The sequence below is a fragment of the Candidatus Equadaptatus faecalis genome (genome assembly GCA_018065065.1).
Classification (GTDB): Bacteria; Synergistota; Synergistia; order Synergistales; family Synergistaceae; genus Equadaptatus; species Equadaptatus faecalis.
This window is the reverse complement of the sequence record JAGHTZ010000061.1, coordinates 13,292-33,491: the sequence shown is the minus strand read 5'-3', so window position 1 is coordinate 33,491 and position 20,200 is coordinate 13,292. Positions and strand designations below refer to the sequence as shown.

Genomic DNA, 20,200 nt, shown 5'->3' with positions numbered 1-20,200 from the left:
GACGTTATAAGCTCGGAAATATATTCAGGCTTGTCGCAGGACTCGCTTATGGTGGGGAAGAAGTATTACATAACGTCGGCAGGTATCAACGCCAACGAACTTAAAATAACGAACGTGGCGGACGGAGAAATCGCGGCAGGCTCAAAGGACGCGGCAAACGCGGGCCAGCTGTATTCTGAACAGCTGGCGAGAATTGCAGGCGACACAATTACAACATCAGGCAGCTACTATGTGTCGGGCGTTTCGACAATATCCGCGATAAGCAGCCTTGACGCTCAGGTAAAACTCAACGAAAATGCCATACTTGCAAACAGCAACAGTATAACTTCCCTGCAGACGACAAAAGCAGACAAAGCGACAACGCTTGCAGGCTACGGAATAACAAATGCCTACACGAAAGCCGAAGCAAACGACAAATTTGCGCAGAAAGCAACAACACTTGCAGGCTACGGAATAACGGATGCCTATACGACGGCGGCGGCAGACGCGAAATTCGCGCAGAAAGCGGCAACACTTGCAGGCTACGGAATAACCGACGCATATACAACGGCGGCGGCGGACGCGAAATTTGCGCAGAAAGCGACAACACTTGCGGGCTACGGAATAACGGACGCATATACGACGGCGGCGGCAGACGCAAAATTTGCGCAGAAAGCGACAACACTTGCAGGCTACGGCATTACAAACGCCTACACGAAAGCCGAAGCAAACGACAAATTCGCGCAGAAAGCGACAACGCTTGCAGGCTACGGAATAACCGATGCCTATACAACGGAGGCGGCAGACGCGAAATTTGCGCAGAAAGCGGCAACACTTGCAGGCTACGGAATAACGGATGCCTACACAAAACAGGAAATTGACAATGCTCTCGGTAAAAAAGCAGACGCAACTCAGGTTGCGGAACTGGCGGAAAAAACAGCTGCCTCGGAAAGAAAAATAACGGTGCTTGAAAACACGGCGCAGGAGCACACAGAAAAAATAAATAATCTGACGACAGACATGACGCAGGCAAAAAGCGACATAGCCGCGCTTGAAACAGCCTCCGCCGGAAAAGCAGACAGGGCATACGTTGACGACCGGTTTGACACAATAAAAGCGCAGACCACTGCCAAAGACGGTTTCTACGTGAAAAGAGCAAAGACAGTGGCAGAAAACCTTGAAGCGCTTGACCTTGCGATAAACAGTCAGGAACAGCCGTCCGCGGCTTCGGCGTTTGATGTTGAAGACGTGAACGCGACAGCAACGGGAGCCGGTGCCTCTGCGCTTGGCAAAAACGCTAAAGCAGCCGGAGAAAAATCGGTAGCAATAGGCTACGGCGCAAAAGCGTCGGGCGCAAACTCAATAGCGATAGGCACGGGACACGTTGTCACAGGCAATAACTCCGGCGCGTTCGGCGACCCGAACGTAATATCCGGAAACGGAAGCTACGCGATAGGAAACAACAACACGATAGAGGGCGATAACAACTTTGTTCTCGGCAGCAGCGTAAAAATCGGGGAAGGCGTTAAAAACACGATTGCGTTCGGTTCTGTGGACGGAAAAACGCTGGAGGTAACGGAAAGCAATACCGTAGCTGTAGGCGGACGTACGATAAGCGGCATGGCGGACGGAAAATACGCGACAGACGCAGTAACAGTCGGACAGGTTGACAGAGCGTTTGCGAACGTACAGAATCAGCTCGGCTCCGTTTCAAACGAAGTGAAAGAAGTCGGCGCAATATCCGCGGCACTCGCCGGACTGCACTACGTTGAACCGTCGGGCGAAGGCGATGACAAGGTCGTCGGAGCGGTGGCGTACGGCGGCTACAGAGGCGCGAACGCAGAAGCGATAGGAATTGCCTACAAACCTAACCCGAATATGATGTTCAGCGCGTCAACGTCAATAAGCAACGGAAACGACAGTCAGAACGCCTACAACGCAGGTTTCAGCATTAAATTCGGCAAGGGCGAAACGGCAAAGACGAGAGCTGAACTGCAGAAACAGGTAAAGTTCGTCAACGAAGAAAACAAAGTGCTGAAAACACAGATCGTCAGCCTCTCTGCGGAAAATGCCGACATTATAGCGGAAAACAAAGAGCAGAACGAAAAACTCGTTGCACAGGACAAGGTTATACGCAAACTGCTTGAAAGAGTTGAAAAACTTGAGAACAACAGGGCAAAGCCTGCTCCCGTGTCCGAACAGAAACAGCCTGCGAAAACGGTACAGCCGAAACCTGAAACGAAAACAGTCGCTGTGCAGAAGCCTGTATCCGGCAAGAATATTCAGGTGCTTTCTTCCGCAAGAAGAAGCGATTCGCAGCGGCTTGCGGACAATCTCAATGCCAAAGGCTACAACGCTTTTGTCGGAGAGGGCGTTGTGAAGGACAGAACTTATTACAGAACTTTTGTTGACGGCGGCGACAATCCGCAGGCGGTACTTGCTCAGCTTAAAGCCGCCGGAATTAACGGATTTATTTTCAAATAAGATTTGACCGCAGACTTGAAAAAAACAACGATAAAACGGTTTGGGAAAATGTTTCTCCCGAGCCGTTTTTTTGTTCTCGGAAGTGCCTGTTGATTTATATTGACCAAATATGATAAACTTATACAAGTTTATGAAACGGAGTGATGGCAGTGGCGTTTGAAAGCGACAGCATTACCAAGGCGATAGAAGAATATTTCGGACAGCTTTTGCAGGACGCTGCCGAGGGCAGTATTCTGCTGAGGCGGAAGGACGTCGCGGCGAAGTTCGGCTGCGTGCCGAGCCAGATAAATTACGTTCTCCGCAGCCGTTTTGCGCCTGAGAACGGTTTTCTTGTCGAGAGCCAGCGGGGCGGACACGGTTATATAAAGATTATGCATCTTACCTTCAACGATGTTGAGGAAAAAATTTCGCATCTTGCCAATCTTGTCGGAATATCGGTTACAGATCAGGAAGCCCGCAGGCTGCTTGTCAATTTGCAGAACCGTGAGCTGATTTCCGCACGCGAGCGCCTGCTTATTGAGGTTGCGCTGAGAAATCAGGACGAGAACAGCAGGACGCTTTTTGATGTTTCGCCGTACAAGAGAGATGTCATGCGCGCCGAGCTGCTCAAAAAATTGCTGACAGGGCTTACATTGCAATAGACGGAAGGCTGTGTGATTTTTATGGCGCTTGATTTTACCGAAAAAAGCAAAAAAATATTCAGCACGGCAAACTATATCGCGCGGCAGCACGGCAGTTCTTTCTTAAATACCGAACATCTGCTTGCCGCGCTTTTTGAAGAGGACGGAGCGAGATTCGCAGAGCTTCTCGGCAGCTGCGAAGCCAATCCGGAAGCAGTACGCAGAAGCGTTGCGGAGCTTCTCGGCAGCGGTGAAAAGACGGAGACGTCTGCCGATTTGCCTGCCTCTCAGGAAACGAAGGCTGTTTTTGAGTTTGCAATGAAGGAAGCAAGGGAGCTTAACAGCGGCTATATCGGGACTGAACATATTCTGCTCGGACTTTTGGACGAGGAGGCAGAGGGACGTCCCGGAATACTTGCGGCTCACGGCGTTACCGCTGTTAAAATGAAAGCGGTTTTGGCAGCCTCGTCTTCTGCCGAACCGTCTGACGGAGACAGAGGAACGCAGGAAACCGTGCCTTTCAGTACGGCAAAAGCCGAAACTCCGACGCTTGACGAAACCGCAGCGGATTTAACGGCTGAGGCGTCTGCCGGAAAGCTGGACCCCGTAATAGGGCGAAGCAGGGAAATTCAGCGGGTAATTCAGATTTTGTCACGAAAAACCAAGAACAATCCTGTCCTTGTCGGAGAGCCCGGCGTAGGCAAAACCGCCGTTGTTGAGGGACTTGCCGCTCTTATGTCGCAGAACAGGGTGCCAGAAATTATGCAGGGCAAAAGGCTCATGCAGCTTAACGTTGCCTCTCTTGTTGCCGGAACCAAATACCGCGGCGAGTTTGAGGAGAAAATCACGAAGCTGATGAAGGAAGTGTCCGAAGCCGGAAATATTATTCTTTTCATTGACGAAATCCACACGATAGTCGGCGCCGGAGGCACCGAGGGGGCTGTGGACGCGGCTAATATTCTGAAGCCGGCGCTTGCCCGCGGGGATATACAGCTCATCGGCGCGACTACTATTTCCGAGTACAGAAAGTATATTGAAAAGGACAGCGCACTTGAGCGCCGTTTCCAGCCTGTTCACGTTGACGAGCCTTCCGAAGATGACACGTTTGAAATTCTTAAAGGCGTCCGCGAAAGCTATGAAAAACATCACCGTGTAAAAATCAGCGACGAGGCTCTGAAAGCCGCTGTTTCTCTTTCAAAACGCTACATTACGGACAGATTTCTTCCGGACAAGGCTATTGATTTGGTGGACGAGGCATCTGCAAGCGTAAAAATCAGACAGCTTGCGGACGAAAGAAAGACGGAGGCACTTGTTTCTTTCGCGGATATAGCCGAAGCCGTTTCCGCATGGTCCAAGGTGCCTGTTTCGCAGCTCACTGAGGAAGAGAGCGGCAGACTGCTCCGCATGGAGGAAGAGCTTTCAAAAACCGTTATAGGGCAGGAAGAAGCGCTGCACGCGGTTTCAAGTGCCGTTCGCCGCGCGAGAACGGGGCTGAGGGACTCAAAACGTCCGCTCGGCAGTTTCCTTTTCCTCGGACCAACGGGCGTCGGCAAAACACAGATAGCGCGTTCGCTTGCCAATTTCCTTTTCGGCAGCGACGAAGCAATGATACGGCTTGACATGAGCGAATATATGGAACGGCACGAGGCTGCAAAGCTTATAGGTCCTCCGCCGGGCTATGCAGGCTACGAAGAAGGCGGAAAACTGACGGAAGCAATACGCAGGAGGCCGTACTCCGTTGTGCTGTTCGACGAGGTGGAGAAAGCGCACCCCGACGTTTATAATATGCTTCTCCAGCTGCTTGACGACGGAAGGCTTACCGACGGGCAGGGACACCTTGCCGATTTCAGAAACGCGATAATTATTCTGACGAGCAATCTCGGCGTGCCTGAGGAAGTAAAGCCCGCCGCGCTTGGTTTCGGAGTTTCCGCAAAAATTCCGGAAAAGAATGACCACGAAAAGCTGAAATCCGCAATGCTTGCGAAAGCTGCTGAATTTTTCCGTCCTGAATTCTTAAACAGAATTGACGAAACAGTTGTGTTCAAAGCTCTTGAGAAAGACAGCCTGTTCGGTATCATGGACGTTCTGCTGAAACGCGTTGCCGAAGCGGCGCGTTCCGGCGGAATAGAAATCTCCGTTGACGAAACGGCAAAGGAATTTATGCTTGAAAAAGCTTACGACCCGAAATACGGAGCGCGTCCGCTGCGCAGGGCTGTACAGACCATGCTTGAGGACAAACTGGCAGAAATGCTTCTTGCAAAAGAGCTTGTCAAGGGTGATAAACTGTCGGTATCTTCCAACGGAGAAAAGCTTGTTTTTCAAAAAACAGAATAGAAAATCTCCCCTCAACAGAGGGGAGTTTAATTTTCTTTGGCAGTCCCTATGAGATTCGAACTCATGTCAACGGGCTGAGAACCCGACATCCTGGGCCGCTAGACGAAGGGACCGCTGAATATAATAATGGCTGGGGTACCAGGATTCGAACCTAGATTACCTGATCCAGAGTCAGGCGTGCTGCCGTTGCACCATACCCCAACAACAGATAAGAATTTTAGCACAATTTAACGTATTGTCAATCAGTCCGCGAAAAAATATTTATCATAATTATTTTGACAAAAGCATGGAAAAATCTTCGCCTGAGTTGTAGAATAGTAACTTGGAGGGAATTGTATTTATGATGAATTTTACGACACGGCGCAGGGGCGGCGGAGCCGCGAAAACTGCGCAGGGAGAACTGAAAATAATTCCGCTCGGAGGACTTGGCGAAATAGGGAAAAACCTGACGGTATTCCGCTGGAACAACGATATTATTATCGTTGACTGCGGGCTTAAGTTCCCCGACGAAACAATGCTCGGCATTGATTTTGTAATTCCGGACGTTCAGTATCTCATAGAAAACAGAAAAAACATCAAGGGTATTTTCATTACGCACGGGCATGAAGACCATATCGGCGCGCTGCCGCTTGTGCTTCCCCTGCTGAACGTGCCTGTCTACTGCACCCGTCTCACAGCAGGTCTTATTAAGAACAAACTGGATGAAGTGTGTCCCGATTACCAGCCGAAGTTCCGCGAGATTGCACGCGGGGCAAAGGTGAAAGCGGGAAGTTTTGATATTGAATTTATTTCGGTATGCCACTCGATTCCTGACGCTTTGGCTCTTGCAATAGGCACGCCGTTGGGCACTATCGTCCACACGGGCGACTACAAGCTTGACCCGACGCCGATTGACGGTGTCAGGACAGATTTTGCAAAATTTGCGCGGCTTGGAGAAGAAGGCGTGCTTATGCTTATGTCGGACTCCACAAACGTGGAGCGCGACGGCGTTACCCCGTCCGAAAAGACGGTGGGACAGACCTTTGAACGCCTTTTCAGGCTTCACAAGGACAAACGCATTATAATAGCGGCATTTGCGAGCAATCTTCACAGAATTCAGCAGGTGCTGAACGTTGCGGCGCGTTTTAACAGAAAGGTTATGCTTGTTGGGCGGAGTATGCTTGCTAACGTTGAGCTTGCCGCTGAGCTTGGCTGCATCAAGCTTCCCAACGATGAGATTATCGTGTCTCCCGAAGAGGCGGCGCTGCTTTCCGACAACCGTCTTGTAATTCTTACTACCGGCAGTCAGGGAGAGCCTTTTTCAGGGCTTGTACTTATGAGCCGCGGAATGCACAAGACTATAAAAATGGGTGAAAAAGACCTTGTAATTATCTCTGCCAATCCGATTCCGGGCAACGAAAAGCTTGTCAGCCAGACGATAGACAGGCTTATGTCGTTCGGCTGCGACGTAATCTACGGCAAAGAGGAAAAAACTCACGTCTCCGGCCACGCTTCAAGAGACGAACTGACAATAATGTTAAGTCTGGTTAACCCGCAGTTCTTTATGCCTGTCCACGGCGAATTCCGCCACCTTACGCGGCACGCGCAGTTAGCGAGGGAGCTCGGCGTTCAGCAGAAAAATATTTTTATACTGGAAAACGGCGACGTGCTGACGTTCAAGACAGGTAAAAAAGCCCTGATAGACGGAAAAGTTCCTGCCGGTTCCGTGCTTGTTGACGGCAAGGCGCTGGGAGAGTTTGAGGGAAGCCTTCTGCGCGAAAGACGCGAGCTTTCCGAAAACGGAATAGTTGTTGTTTCCGTTGTGATTGACAAAAAAGGAAACGTTAAGGCACCGGTACAGATCAAAACAAAGGGAAGCGTAATTACATCGGATGACGAGAGTATGGAAGTTCTTGAGCGCGCCGTCCGCAGAACTGTTGAACAGTTTGCGCGAACGCCGGGGGCAAAACCGGAGACGCTTCCGACTGAAATCAGAAAGAGAATACGGGAAATGTGCGGACAGTCGCCGCGCAATTACCCGACGATTATTCCTCTTATAACAACACTGAAATAAAACAACAGCCGGGGAGGAGCAGAAAAGTTATGTCGTTAAACATGATTTTGCAGGTTTGTGCAGGTATCGGGGTTCTGATTTACGGAATTATCCTGATGGGTGATTCACTGCAGGTTATAGCCGGAGACAGAATGCGTGTTTTGATTGCCAAACTGACAAGTACTCCTCTTAAAGGCTTTCTTGTCGGAACGGTTGTGACCGGAATTCTGCAAAGCAGCGGAGCGACAAGCGTTATGGTTGTCAGCTTTGTTGATATAGGTTTTATGAATCTTGCTCAGGCAATCAGCGTCAACCTGGGCGCGAATATAGGTACTACGGTTACTGCCCAGCTTATCGCGTTTAATATTCTCAACGTGGCGTATTTCTGTGCGCTGCTGGGCGCGGCAATTTGTATCATTGCGAAAAACAAGCGCATTAAACAGATCGGCGCCTGCATTATAGGATTTGCCCTGCTTTTCATAGGAATTAACATGATGAAAGGTCCTCTCGGAGAGCTCAGCAAATATCCTGCCATTGCTGAAATGTTCAGTTCGCATAAGCTTTTTGCGTTTATGTTCGGGCTTGGAATCACGCTTCTTGTGCAGTCCAGTTCGGCAACTGTCGGCTTGACAATGGCTTTTGCCGCGCAGGGAGTTATAGACCTTCCGACCTCAATAGTTGTATGTCTCGGCGAAAACATCGGGTCAACAACGACCGCGGTTATTGCTTCTCTCAGTTCAAGCCGCGCGGCAAAACAGGCGGCGGCGTCCCACGTGTTTGTCAAGGTTATCGGAACTTTGGTAATATTTGCGATGCTTCCGCTTTATACCAAGCTTATAGTGCATACTTCAGGCGACATAGCGCGTCAGGTGGCAAACGCCCATACAATTTTCAACGTTATAGTGGCGCTGCTTTTCCTTCCGTTTGTTCCGCAGTATGCAAAGCTTATAAAGAAAATTCTGCCGGACGATGAAAGCGTAAGGGAAGCCGGACCGATATATCTTAACAGGGCGCTGATAAGCGTTTCGCCTGCCGCCGCCGTTCAGGCTGTCAGAAGCGAGCTGATAAGACTTGCCGAATATGCTTCCAAAATGCTTGTAAATGCCGAAACGCTGTTCCTGTCCAAAGACGATAAGCTTGCGGGTAAATTGATTGAGAAGATTAACAAGGCTGAAAACAACGTTGACCATACCTCCGATGAAATTATTGTTTACGCTACCGAGGTTGGGCAGACGGGACTTGCTGCTGATCTTTCCGCCATGCTCAATTCCTGCACGGGCGGAGTGAGCGACGTGGAGCGTATAGGCGACCATGCCACGAACCTCGTTGAACTTTATGAATTCCTGAAAGAACACGATTTGTCATTCTCCGAGCATGCCCGCAAAGAATGCAAAACTATGTTTGAAATGGTAATTTCAGCTGTGAAGTATGCGATTCAGGCTCTGAGGGAAGAAAATATTGAGCTGGCACAGCACGTGGTTGAGCTTGAAGACGAAATAGACGACATGGAACTTGAACTGCGTGCCAAACATATTGCAAGACTTAACGCAGGAACCTGCAAGCCGGGCTCGGGTGTCGCATTTATAGATATGCTGAGCAATCTTGAACGTGTGGGCGACCACGCCCATAACCTTGCGCAGGTTGTTCTTGACATTCATCATCTGCACAGACACGACTGATAAAGAAGGTACGGAAATGGACTTGAAAATTATCTTGCTTGGTTTTTTGCAGGGATTAACGGAATTTCTGCCTGTAAGCAGTTCGGGACATCTTGTTCTGGCACAGATTTTTTGCGGAATTGACAATGCCTCCGCCGCTTATGACATAGTTCTGCATATAGCGACAATGCTTGCGACGCTGCTGTTTTTCTGCTTTGATATTTATTATCTTGCATCTGAATGGCTGCGCGGATTTATATCCGACACCGCCAAAACAAAAGAGGGCTGGCCCATAGGCTGGGCAGTGATTTTTGCCACGTTTGTAACCGGTATTCTCGGAATCGCGCTTAAGCCTGTTGTTGAAATCGTTATGCAAAATTCGCTTTTTGTAGGCTTGGGACTGCTTTTAACCGGAGTGCTGCTGATAACGTCGCATTTTATAGAGGCAGGGTCAGGACGGGTTCGTCCCGCGGACGGTCTTTTTGTCGGAGCGGCACAGGGTATTGCGGTATTCCCCGGTGTTTCCCGTTCGGGAATGACTATCCTTGCCGGCTGCGTGCTCGGACTTTCCAAAGAGGACGCGTTCAGACTGTCTTTTCTCGTTTCCATTCCTGCCATTTGCGGGGCTACGCTGCTTGAAGCGCTGGATTTGGGCGGATTTTCAGCGTTTTGCGCCGCGCTTCCTCACGGCTGGTTCTTAGGTGCGTTGGCAGCGTTTGTCAGCGGTCTGCTTGCGCTGTTTATATTGAAACGTCTTGTAATAAGCGCGAAATGGTGGATCTTCGGGATTTACTGCATCGCCGCCGGTCTTACAACCGTCATTATTTCCTTTGTGGGGGTGTAGAGAATGTTTAAAGGTTCTCTCAAATCTTTTTTTGTTGTTCTTGTATGTCTTGTGCTCGGTACCGGCATAGGTATCTTCTTTCAGCAGTTCGGCGTTACGGCGCAGCTTTTCCAGAATTTTGTAGACGTGAAATTTAATATTTCCGAAATAAAGCTTCTGTTTGTGCAGTTCGGATTTATGTTCGGCATAAAAATTAATCTCGGAACAATTTTCGGAGGAATTGCAGGGATACTGCTTTCGCGCTGATGACTGAAATTCTGCTCGCCTCGGCAAGCCCGAGAAGACGTGCGCTGCTTTCAGAGCTTGGCTGGAATTTCAGGGCTGTCAGCTCAGAGTTTGACGAAATTTCGCTGGCAGACGAAACAGCTGAAGCAATGTCCGGACGCTTTGCTTTCGGCAAGGCTGCCGAGGTTTCTGAGCGTTTCCCGAATGCGTTGGTTATAGGTGCGGATACCATTGTCGTTATTGACGGAGAGGTATTGGGCAAGCCAACAGACAAAAAAGAAGCGTGCCGCATGCTTGCGAAGCTGCAGGGCAGGAGCCACACCGTTATGACAGCCGTCTCGCTTGTTTCGGCGGGAAAACAGCTGTCAGGTTTTGTCGAGAAAACAGACGTCGTTTTCCGAAAACTTTCAGAAGAAGAAATCGCAAGCTACGTCGCAACCGGCGAAAGCTTGGACAAAGCCGGAGCGTATGCCATTCAGGGACACGGTATGCTGCTGGTGGAAAAAATAAAAGGCTGTTATTTTAACGTCGTCGGACTGCCTGTAGAGCGTTTGAGCATTGAACTTGACAAACTCGGCTTCAGCCTGAATAAGCAATGGGGGAATTAAATTGAAAGCCTTTACCCGCAAAAATATCTATTTCGTTTTCGTCGTTACCGCTCTTTTGTGCGCGTCGGCAGCCCTTCTGCCAAGGGTCAGAGCCGAACGTTTGAACAACAATTTTGCGTTTGCGGCAAATTACAGGGATCTGACCGCTCTTGCGCAGCAGAGCGGAATATCGCAGAAACAGGTATGGGAAAAACTTAACGGCGGCTCCGTACTTGCGCTTACGGCGCAGGAGTTCACGGGCGAAGAGATTATAAAATATCATCCCATGGGCGCGGATTTTACAACATTGGACGGCAAAGCCGCGATAGTATTTCCGAAAGAATTCAAATATGCCGATAAATTGCAGCGTTATCTTGCGGTAAAAATTCCCGGAACAGAAAAAATAACAGGCGATAAAACAGCGTTCGTCTTTCCTGCGTCAACGGAGCAGATTTTCCAGTCTTCAGTGCTTCCGGATTATGAATCGCTGGAATTCTGCAAAACCAATAATATTAATACGCTGCTCAGACTGGGCACGTGCACCGTGTCCGGCGGAGAACAGACCGCCGCTGCGCTTGACGGTCTGCTCGCCGATTATCCGCAGATAAAAAATATCCTTCCGGCAGGTTTTATTATTGCCGGAAATCCGAACGTAAAACCGATTGCAGAAGTGCTGAAAAAACACAGCGTCAGCCTGTCTCAGGTGGAATTTTTCAAGCAGGTCGGGGCATCAGGCGCGTTTGCTGCGGCTTATCCGCTTCTTGTGCCGCTCCACAGTCTCACTACAGATGAAGTCATTTCAAAAAATATTTCCAGAACTGCAACCATTGAGCGTTACGTAAGGGCAATACACGAGCGTTCGGTCAGAATTATTCTTGTGAGACCGTTTGATCTGCTTATGGGAAACAAACTTGACGCTTTTTGTGAGGATCTTGCAAAAACAACGGACAAGCTTGCCCAAAGGGGCTACAAGGCAGCCTGGCCGGAGCCTTATCAGCCTTGGCAGCGCGGAAAGCTTGCGGCGTTTGCCCTCGCTCTTGTTTTTGTATCTGCGGTATGGTTTTACGGGGTTCGTCTTGTTTCGTCTGCTGACGAAACCGCAGAAATCAAGGAGATTGTGCTTCTTTTTATCCTGTCGCTTATCTATACGTTCTGTCTGCTGAAAATATCAGTTCTGGCAAAACTGACAGGCGGTTTCTGTACAGGATTTGTCGCTGCTGAGGCAGCTTTGTGTGCTTTGGACGGAAAGAAAAAACTGCTTCCGGCGCTTCTGATAATATTCGCCGGAGGCCTGTCCGCCGCGGCATTTTACGGAACGACAAAAGCTGCGCTCAGACTTCTGCCTTTCTCGGGAGTAAAGCTTACGCTTCTGCTTCCGCCTCTGCTTGTTCTTTATCATGACCTGAGGGTCAGAATACATGACGAAACGGCAAAAGAACTTTTTGCAAGACCTGCGCTTTGGGGCGAACTCGCGCTTTCGGCAGTAGTTCTCGCCGCGCTTCTGGTTATGGCGCTGCGGAGTGACAACGTTTCTGACGTACCCTCTTTTGAACTTGCTTTCCGCGATTTTCTTGAGAGAACGCTGGTTGTTCGTCCGAGGACAAAGGAAATTCTTATCGGGTATCCTGCGCTTATGCTGTATTTTTACGTTAAACAGAGAGATTTGTTTCCTCACTACAGAGAAGCGCTGCGGCTTGCGGCGACGCTCGCTTTCTGTTCTGCGATGAACACCTTCTGCCACTTCCATACGAGGCTTCAGCTCAGCGTAATCCGTGTTCTTAACGGCTGGTGGCTGGGGCTTCTGATTGGCTGCGTGCTTATTCTTATCCTGCACTTTTTCGTCAAGATATTTTGCGAAAGCAAAAAACAGGTGGTTTGAAAATGAAACTTGAAAAAAATATTGACGTACTTATACTGGGTTATTACGGTTTCGGAAATCTGGGAGACGAACTGCTTGCGGAAGCAGTAGTCAGCAATCTCGTGTCTGCCGGTGTGCAGAAAGAGAAAATAGTCCTCCTGTCTGCCGACCCTCAGAAAAGCGAAGCGCGTACGGGGGTCAAATGCTATAACCGGTGGAATATGGGAACCGTATCCGCTCTGCTGAAGCAGTCAAAAAGCTTTCTGCTCGGCGGCGGCGGACTTTTCCAGGACGTTACAAGCGTTAAATCCTGCGGATATTACTGGTGGATTGTTCGTGCGGCAAAGATGTCCGGCACAAAGATATGGGCTGTGAGCCAGTCTGTCGGACCGCTTAAAAGTATGCTCGGCAAATGGTTCACCAAAAACGCGCTGAAAAACTGCGCGTATCTCAGTATCAGGGATCGGAGATCTTCCGCACTGCTTGATTCAATAGGCGTTGAAGGTTACAAAACAACGCCGGATCTCGCAATGGGTATTCAGTTTGCCGAAAAGCACTGCGGCGGAGATACGCTGCTTCTGAATCTGCGTCCGGGGTATGGCGTGGCAGCGGAGAACGCTCTACGCATCGCAAATTTTGCCGCCAAAAGAAACAAACTTAAAATCATCGGTGTCGCATTTGCGAGGGAAGATCAGGTATATCTTGAAAATTTGCAGGCTGACGATAAAATTAAACTGAAAGACATTGTTCTGTGCGAAACGGCGGAAGTTTTTGAAAAAATGGCTGTTAATGCTTCGCAGGCTGTCGGCATGAGACTTCATTTCGCTGAACTCTGCGCGCTTGCGTCGCTGCCTGCCGCAATGTCTGCCTACGACCCGAAGGTCGAGGCTTTCTGCGAAGAATGGAAACTTCCTGTGCTTACTGAAAAACTTTCCGACGAATTTGCGATTGTGGACAGCAGCAAGCTTCAGGCGGCGCGCGAAGAAATTGTTTCTGAATTTAGGAATGGACTTGCAGCAGTGCTTCAATAAGCGGGGTGGCTAAATGGATATACAGTTTAACGGTGTCACAAAAAGATACATGCCGGGCACTTCAGCTCCGGCTCTGGAGAACGTGTTTCTGAAAATCAGGAAGGGCGAGTTCGTCTATCTGATAGGTGAAACAGGTTCGGGGAAAAGTACGCTGCTTCGCTGCATAACGCGCGAGGTTCTTCCCACAAACGGATATTTGACCGTCGGAGGTATGCAACTCAAAAGAATGAACAGCGTAGCGCTTGCGCTGTACCGCAGGGAAATAGGTGTTGTCTTTCAGGATTTTCAGCTGCTTCCAAAACTGACCGTGTTTGAAAACGCCGCTTTTGTGCTTGAAACGATGGGCTATTCGTCACAGCAAATCAAGCCGAGAGTCTCGGACGTCCTTAAGCAGGTCGGATTGTGGACGCACCGCAGCATGTACCCCGACCAGATTTCGGGCGGTGCGCAGCAGCGTCTTGCAATAGCCCGTGCGATAGTCAACGAGCCGTCGCTGATTATTGCGGACGAACCGACAGGAAACCTCGATGATCACACTGCAAAACAGATTATGGAACTCATTTTTGATATAAACTCGCGCGGTACGACAGTTCTTATGGCAACGCACAACGCGAATCTCGTCAACAGCTACAGGCACCGTGTTATAGAAATGCAGCAGGGACATGTGGTAAGAGATGAAGAAAACGGCTGCTACGAAGCGGTTTCTCTTGCGTCTGCTTCAGCCGGACAGAAAACGGAGGTAGCCGCAAATGACTAAGTCGGGATACGTTTTCAGGGACGGCTGGCGTCTCGTAAGCAGAAACCTTTGGGCGAGCATTCTTACGGTTTTTACTTCCGTTGCCGTATTTTTTGTAATTGGGGCAGGACTTCTGCTTGTTCTCAATATGCGTCACGTTGTTGCGACGATGGACGACCAGCTGACGATACAGGTTTATCTTCGTGAGGTGGCAGACGCACAGGCTGTACTGAAATCGGTTGCAAAAAGCCGCGGCATAAGCGGTTCAAAAATTGTAACGAAACAGATGGCTCTTGACAGACTGCGTTCAAGGATGGGAGCGCAGCTGGATACGGTGTCGCTGCTCGGCGAAAATCCGCTTCCGGACAGCGTTGAATTTATGATCAACGAAGCCTCGGCGGTGCCTTCAATAGTTAAAAAACTTGAAGCCGCGCCAGGGGTGGAAGAAGTGATATACGCCGGAAAAGTTGCGGAAAAAATAACAAGGCTGTCGGATTTTGTAAGCATGCTTTCGATTTTTCTGCTCGCGGTTGCCGTATGCGCCAGCGGAATAGTGCTTTTTAACACAGTAAAGCTCTCTGTTTATGCGAAAGAGGAAGAAATAAAAATTATGCTTCTTGTCGGGGCGACACCGACCTATATAGCCCTTCCGTACGTTATACAGGGAATTATTTTGGGTACATTCGGCTCGGTTGCATCCTTTGGACTGCTTGCCGCGGCTTACGCGCTTGCCCTTGAAAAACTCAGGGAAATGCTTCCGTTCTTCCAGTTCGTGGGACTTCCCGTTCTCGTGAGCCGTCTCGGTTTTCTTTTGTTTGCCTGCGGCATGACCGTCAGTCTGATTGCGAGCTTCCTTGCGGTCAACAAATTTATACGCAAAGCTTCCAAACCTTTGTAGCAGATGAAGAGCAGGAAAAATACCGGAAAAATTATATTTCTACTTGCTTGCGCGGTATTGTTCTGCGCGGTGTTTTCGTGTGCCGCGCCTGCCGAGGAAAGCATAGACAGCCAGCTCAAAAGTCAGGAACTGAAATATGACGAGCTGCGCAGAAAAATAGCGGGGACAAAAAAGAAAATTTTTGAAAGCAGAAAAAAAGAAAAAAAAGTAGTGGAACAGATAGACGTGATAAACAAAAAAATTGACGACACCAAACAAAAGGTGGAAACAGTTTCGCGCGACATAAAAAAAGTTGAAGGAAACATAAGTGTCCTGAACTCGCAGATTGAGACCACAAAAAAACGTATCGCCGTGTGCGAAAAATATCTGAGCAAAAGGCTTGTCTCAATGTACAAATACGGCAGAACGTCGGAATTCAGCGTACTGCTCTCCTCCGAAGGCGTACAGGAAGCGATGGACAATCTGTATCTGCTGAAAAAAATAGCGAAACAGGATCAGGAAGTAATAATGGAACTGACGGAACAGAAACAGCAGCTTGACGAAAAACAGAACGCTCTCGGAAGACAGAAGGGAATTCTTAATACAAAAAACAAAGAACTCAAAATTCAGCATGCACAGCTGCAAACGGCAGTTGGCGAAAAAGAAACGGTGTTAAAGCAGATACAGAAAGAAAAGGAAAAATATATAGCCGAACAGAAAGAATTTGAAAAGGCGGCACGCGAGCTGCAGGGGACGATTAACAAACTGCTTGCGGCAAAACGCGCGAAAAACAAAAGCAAAAATAAAACCACTGTTGTTTATTACAAGGGCGGAAAAATCGCGTGGCCCGTTCAGGGGCAGATCACAAGCGGCTACGGGGTCAGGGTGCATCCCGTGTTTAAAACCAAAATCAAACATTCGGGCATAGATATAGCGGCATCTACAGGCAGCCCGATAGCTGCTGCCTCTGCCGGTGAAGTGCTTTTCGCAGGTTCCATGCGCGGCTACGGAAAGGTTGTAATACTTGACCACGGCGGCGATTTGACGACTGTCTACGGACACATGTCAACAATTTCATGTTCGGAAAATCAAAAGGTTGCAAAAGGTGCTATAATTGGAAAAGTCGGGATGACCGGAATAGCTACCGGACCTCATCTGCACTTTGAGGTACGCGTCAACGGCAACACGGTTGACCCGATGGGGTATCTGCGCTGATTTGCAAACAAATTTTAAGGGAGTCTTATAAATGAAAAAATTCAAACATCTGTTTATCGGAATTATACTCGGTGTTTTTATCACCGGAACTGCCGCTTATTTTGTCCCGCAGGCGGGAGCCGACAACGTATGGCCGTTTACTCAGCAGCAGCTTGTAATAATGAAGCAGGTCAAGGAAACGCTCAAGGAATATCAGGTTGACGGAGAGAAAAAGGGAAAAATAGACGACGATAAAATGTACTATGGAGCAATGAAAGGCATTGTTTCCTCGCTTGAAGACCCGTACACGAGATTTGTCAATCCGAAAGACCTTGAAGAAGAACTGACGCAGCTCAAAGGCGAATACGGCGGACTTGGTATGTACATCTCAATGAAAAACGACCGCGTAGTCGTTGTTTCGCCTATGGAAGGCACGCCTGCGGACAGAGCAGGGCTCAAACCCATGGACGAAATTGTGAAGGTTGACAGCACGAGCATTATTGGAAAAACGACGGAAGACGCTGTAAAGCTCATGCGCGGTGACCCGGGCAAACCCGTAACGGTTCAGATACGCAGAAAAGGCGTGGATAAAATCCTCACCTTCAAAATGGTGCGCGAAATGATAAAAATTAAAACCGTCCGCTCAGAAATGATAGGAAACGACGTTGCCTACATCAAAATTAACCAATTCATTGAAAAAACGGGCAAAGACGTTGCGAACGCACTTAAAACGGCAAAGGACAAAAAGGCAAAAGGAATAATCATTGACGTGCGCAACAACCCGGGCGGACTGCTTCACGTATGCGTTGACGTTGCGTCGCAGTTTATTGACGGCGGACTGATAGTTTCCACAAAGGGACGTTTTGACCGTGCCAACGACACGCTTTATGCCGACAAAGGCAGGGCGACAAAGCTTCCTGTCGTAATTCTTATAAACGAAGGCAGCGCAAGCGCGTCTGAAATACTTGCAGGCGCGATAAAAGACCGCAAACGCGGAACGCTCATCGGAACTAAAAGCTTTGGCAAGGGTTCAGTACAGACACTCTTTGACCTTCCCGACAAATCCGGTGTTTACATCACGATTGCGCGTTACGCCACGCCGTCAGGCTTTATGCTCGACAAAAAAGGACTCCAGCCTGACATAAAAATTGCCGGCGACGTTGAAAAAGACAAGAAAAAAGACAAACAGCTGCAGAAAGCGCTCTCCGTGCTGCGCGACAAAATAGCCGGAAGACCCGTAAAGGTTGACGCTCAGACGCCTGCCAAAAAGGCTTCGGGCAAAACCGCGCCCAAAGCAAAGAAAAAATAAAAAAAGTTATTGACAGTCTCTGAAATTAATGTATAATCTTCCCTGTTGTCGCTTATGCGGTACGGCAGGGCGAGCGGGCGGATAGCTCAGCGGGAGAGCACCTGCCTTACACGCAGGGGGTCGTAGGTTCGAAACCTATTCCGCCCACCATGACAACTTTTATAAGCGGAGCTGTAGCTCAGTTGGTTAGAGCGTCGGCCTGTCACGCCGAAGGTCGCGAGTTCGAGTCTCGTCAGCTCCGCCATTTTTAAGAAGTCATAAGGCGGGGTAGCTCAGTTGGTAGAGCAACGGACTGAAAATCCGTGTGTCCCCGGATCGATTCCGGGCCCCGCCACCACTTGAAAAACGATTTGCGGAAGTAGCTCAGGGGTAGAGCACAACCTTGCCAAGGTTGGGGTCGCGGGTTCAAATCCCGTCTTCCGCTCCATTTTTTTATTAAGTCGTTTTTACGGTACGCGCGTTTATATGCGGAAGTAGCTCAGGGGTAGAGCACAACCTTGCCAAGGTTGGGGTCGCGGGTTCAAATCCCGTCTTCCGCTCCAAAATAACAGGGCATTGGCATTGCACTGCGTACTCGGAATGTTTTGAAGGAAAGAAAAATAAGCGGTAAATACAACAAACGGCACGGGATTACAAAAAATCCGCGCCGTTTTTAATTTTTTAATTTTCCCAAAATTGCTTTTGATAGTTTATTTTTTATGGGGCTTTCAAGGTTTTTTCTCAAAAAAAATATTTACAACGGCAGAACAAGTGCTATAATCTCGTTAACCGAATATTGCTAAAGGATAGAGGAGCAGTTGTCAAGAGTAAGGACGATGTCAAAGGTGCCGCAAAACCGTTGTCGTTCTGAAAGGGACCGCTGCCGAAGGCGGAAGGTTGCGAACTCTGCCCGGGCAACCGGATAATATCCGTTTGACTGTCGCTTTTGCGGAGAGCTATGTATTAGTTGAATTTTGCGCCTTGCGCATAATTTGAAATCAATGGCCGATGCAGAAGCATCAGCCGTTTTTTTCGGAGAACAGCTGCCTGCCGAAATCTGAATTTACAGCAGGGAGGATAACGCAATGGGCAGCATTTTGATTAAGAACGGCTTTGTCGCTGATGCCAAGAATACCGTTTTTTCAAAGCAGAACGTTTTGGTTAAGGACGGAAAAATTGAAGCCTTTCTTAGGGAAGAGCCGGAAGCCGATACTGTTATTGACGCTGAAGGCAAGATAGTTTCCCCCGGATTTATTGATATTCACATGCATGAGGACCCGCTGAGCACGGACGGTAACGATATTGATTTCTGCATTTTCGACTGTATGCTGAAAATGGGGGTAACAACGGTTATCGCCGGCAACTGCGGAACTAATCTGTGCGATCCCGTCAGGTATCTTGATACGGTGGACGCTAAGGGCGCACCGGTTAACGTCGCCATGTACGCCGGACACAGTTATCTCAGGTACGAAGCAGGAACGACAGACAGATACGCCGCCGCAACTCCCTCTCAGCTTGACACGCTGGAACGCAGTACGGCAAGGGCTCTTGACGGAGGCTGTGTGGGAGTTTCCTACGGAATACGCTATGCTCCGGGCTTGACTCAGGAAGAGCTTGAAAGAACGGCGAAGCTTTGCAAAAAGGACGACAAACTTATCGCCGCGCATCTTCGCGACGATGCCGCAGGAGTTTTCGCCGCCGCTGAGGAGTTTATCAGCGCCGGGCTGAAATTTGGTCTCAATACGGAAATTTCGCACATAGGAAGTATGGCAGGTTTCGGACAAATGGAAGAATTTTTACAGATTACCGACCGTTACCGCGCAAACGGACTGAACCTGCACTGCGACTGTTATCCGTATTACGCGTATTCGACGCAGATAGGTTCAGCTACCTACGATGAAGGGTTCCTTGACCGTTATCATACTGGTTATGACGTTGTGGAACTGTGCGAGGGCGAATACAGGGGCATGCGCTGCACGGAAGATCTGTTTCGCAAGGTTCGCGCAGAATATCCCGATATGATTACGGTGTGCCACGTTATGAAGCATGAGGACGTTGATATGGCGATGGCTCATACCGGCGTTATTCTTGGAAGTGACGGGCTTCTGAACAACGGACAGGGACATCCTCGCGCGGCAGGGGCTTTCCCACACTTTATTAAGGAATTTATCAACACCGGCAAGGTTTCGCTGGCGGACGGCATTGCAAAAATGACCTCCGCAGCCGCAGAGAAGCTGTCGCTTTCAGGCAAGGGCGGACTTGAAAAAGGTTCTGACGCGGACATCGTTATTTTTGATCCCAAGACGGTAAAAGACAACGCGACCTTTGCAGACCCTGTCGCGGAACCGGAAGGAATAGATTACGTAATCATCGGCGGGAAAATCGCCGTTGAAAAAGGCAAAATCATAAACCACAGGCTTGGAAGAGCCATAAGAAAGTAAAATTTAAGGAGG

At 49.1% G+C, this 20,200-nt stretch carries 15 protein-coding genes and 7 tRNA genes; 20 read left to right on the top strand and 2 right to left on the bottom strand.

What is annotated here, in order from left to right; translation table 11 throughout:
* The 3 genes from KBS54_05130 to KBS54_05120 form a co-directional block, all read left to right on the top strand.
* A partial coding sequence (locus tag KBS54_05130; GenBank protein ID MBQ0055505.1) for an SPOR domain-containing protein occupies positions 1-2,463 on the top strand: 2,463 nt, incomplete at its 5' end.
* A 143-nt stretch (positions 2,464-2,606) separates the two neighbouring features.
* The gene (locus KBS54_05125; GenBank protein MBQ0055504.1) at positions 2,607-3,104 is read left to right on the top strand and encodes a CtsR family transcriptional regulator; all 498 of its coding nucleotides are present in this window, start codon (positions 2,607-2,609) and stop codon (positions 3,102-3,104) included.
* A gap of 21 nt (positions 3,105-3,125) precedes the next feature.
* Positions 3,126-5,417, top strand: coding sequence for an ATP-dependent Clp protease ATP-binding subunit (locus tag KBS54_05120; GenBank protein MBQ0055503.1), 2,292 nt, complete (start codon positions 3,126-3,128; stop codon positions 5,415-5,417).
* A gap of 37 nt (positions 5,418-5,454) precedes the next feature.
* On the opposite strand, the gene KBS54_05115 is transcribed toward KBS54_05120, so the two are convergent.
* Positions 5,455-5,530: transfer RNA gene (locus KBS54_05115), tRNA-Glu, on the bottom strand.
* 14 nt (positions 5,531-5,544) lie between these two features.
* A tRNA-Gln gene (locus KBS54_05110) sits at positions 5,545-5,618 on the bottom strand.
* A gap of 139 nt (positions 5,619-5,757) precedes the next feature.
* Between KBS54_05110 and KBS54_05105 the strand changes: the two genes are divergently transcribed.
* The 17 genes from KBS54_05105 (at position 5,758) to KBS54_05025 (ending at position 20,188) form a co-directional block, all read left to right on the top strand.
* Positions 5,758-7,470, top strand: a complete 1,713-nt coding sequence (locus KBS54_05105) for a ribonuclease J (protein MBQ0055502.1) — start codon at positions 5,758-5,760, stop codon at positions 7,468-7,470.
* Positions 7,471-7,499: 29 nt separating this feature from the next.
* Positions 7,500-9,128, top strand: a complete 1,629-nt coding sequence (locus tag KBS54_05100) for a Na/Pi cotransporter family protein (protein ID MBQ0055501.1) — start codon at positions 7,500-7,502, stop codon at positions 9,126-9,128.
* A 16-nt stretch (positions 9,129-9,144) separates the two neighbouring features.
* On the top strand, positions 9,145-9,951 hold the full coding sequence (locus tag KBS54_05095; protein MBQ0055500.1) for an undecaprenyl-diphosphate phosphatase: 807 nt from the start codon (positions 9,145-9,147) through the stop codon (positions 9,949-9,951).
* A 3-nt stretch (positions 9,952-9,954) separates the two neighbouring features.
* Positions 9,955-10,197, top strand: a complete 243-nt coding sequence (locus KBS54_05090; protein MBQ0055499.1) for a hypothetical protein — start codon at positions 9,955-9,957, stop codon at positions 10,195-10,197.
* Complete coding sequence (gene maf / locus KBS54_05085; protein MBQ0055498.1) at positions 10,197-10,784, top strand: septum formation inhibitor Maf; 588 nt, start codon at positions 10,197-10,199, stop codon at positions 10,782-10,784. The genes KBS54_05090 and maf overlap by 1 nt, the downstream gene beginning before the upstream one ends.
* A 1-nt stretch (position 10,785) precedes the next feature.
* Positions 10,786-12,642: a hypothetical protein gene (locus KBS54_05080; GenBank protein MBQ0055497.1), complete on the top strand. Its 1,857-nt coding sequence runs from the start codon at positions 10,786-10,788 to the stop codon at positions 12,640-12,642.
* Between the two features lie 2 nt (positions 12,643-12,644).
* A complete protein-coding gene (locus tag KBS54_05075) occupies positions 12,645-13,652 on the top strand; it encodes a polysaccharide pyruvyl transferase family protein (protein MBQ0055496.1) in 1,008 nt (335 codons plus the stop codon).
* A 13-nt stretch (positions 13,653-13,665) separates the two neighbouring features.
* Positions 13,666-14,409, top strand: a complete 744-nt coding sequence (locus KBS54_05070) for an ATP-binding cassette domain-containing protein (GenBank protein ID MBQ0055495.1) — start codon at positions 13,666-13,668, stop codon at positions 14,407-14,409.
* A complete protein-coding gene (locus tag KBS54_05065; GenBank protein MBQ0055494.1) occupies positions 14,402-15,286 on the top strand; it encodes a permease-like cell division protein FtsX in 885 nt (294 codons plus the stop codon). Before KBS54_05070 ends, KBS54_05065 begins: the two co-directional genes overlap by 8 nt.
* A 57-nt stretch (positions 15,287-15,343) precedes the next feature.
* Complete coding sequence (locus KBS54_05060) at positions 15,344-16,480, top strand: peptidoglycan DD-metalloendopeptidase family protein (GenBank protein MBQ0055493.1); 1,137 nt, start codon at positions 15,344-15,346, stop codon at positions 16,478-16,480.
* 31 nt (positions 16,481-16,511) lie between these two features.
* Positions 16,512-17,768 (top strand): S41 family peptidase, encoded by a 1,257-nt coding sequence (locus KBS54_05055; protein MBQ0055492.1) that lies wholly within the window; start codon positions 16,512-16,514, stop codon positions 17,766-17,768.
* 75 nt (positions 17,769-17,843) lie between these two features.
* Positions 17,844-17,918: transfer RNA gene (locus KBS54_05050), tRNA-Val, on the top strand.
* Positions 17,919-17,935: 17 nt separating this feature from the next.
* Positions 17,936-18,012, top strand: a tRNA-Asp gene (locus KBS54_05045).
* A gap of 17 nt (positions 18,013-18,029) precedes the next feature.
* A tRNA-Phe gene (locus KBS54_05040) sits at positions 18,030-18,105 on the top strand.
* 15 nt (positions 18,106-18,120) lie between these two features.
* A tRNA-Gly gene (locus KBS54_05035) sits at positions 18,121-18,195 on the top strand.
* Between the two features lie 40 nt (positions 18,196-18,235).
* A tRNA-Gly gene (locus KBS54_05030) sits at positions 18,236-18,310 on the top strand.
* Positions 18,311-18,832: 522 nt separating this feature from the next.
* Entirely contained in the window at positions 18,833-20,188 is a 1,356-nt protein-coding gene (locus tag KBS54_05025; protein ID MBQ0055491.1) for an amidohydrolase family protein, read from the top strand.
* Positions 20,189-20,200 lie beyond the last annotated feature (12 nt).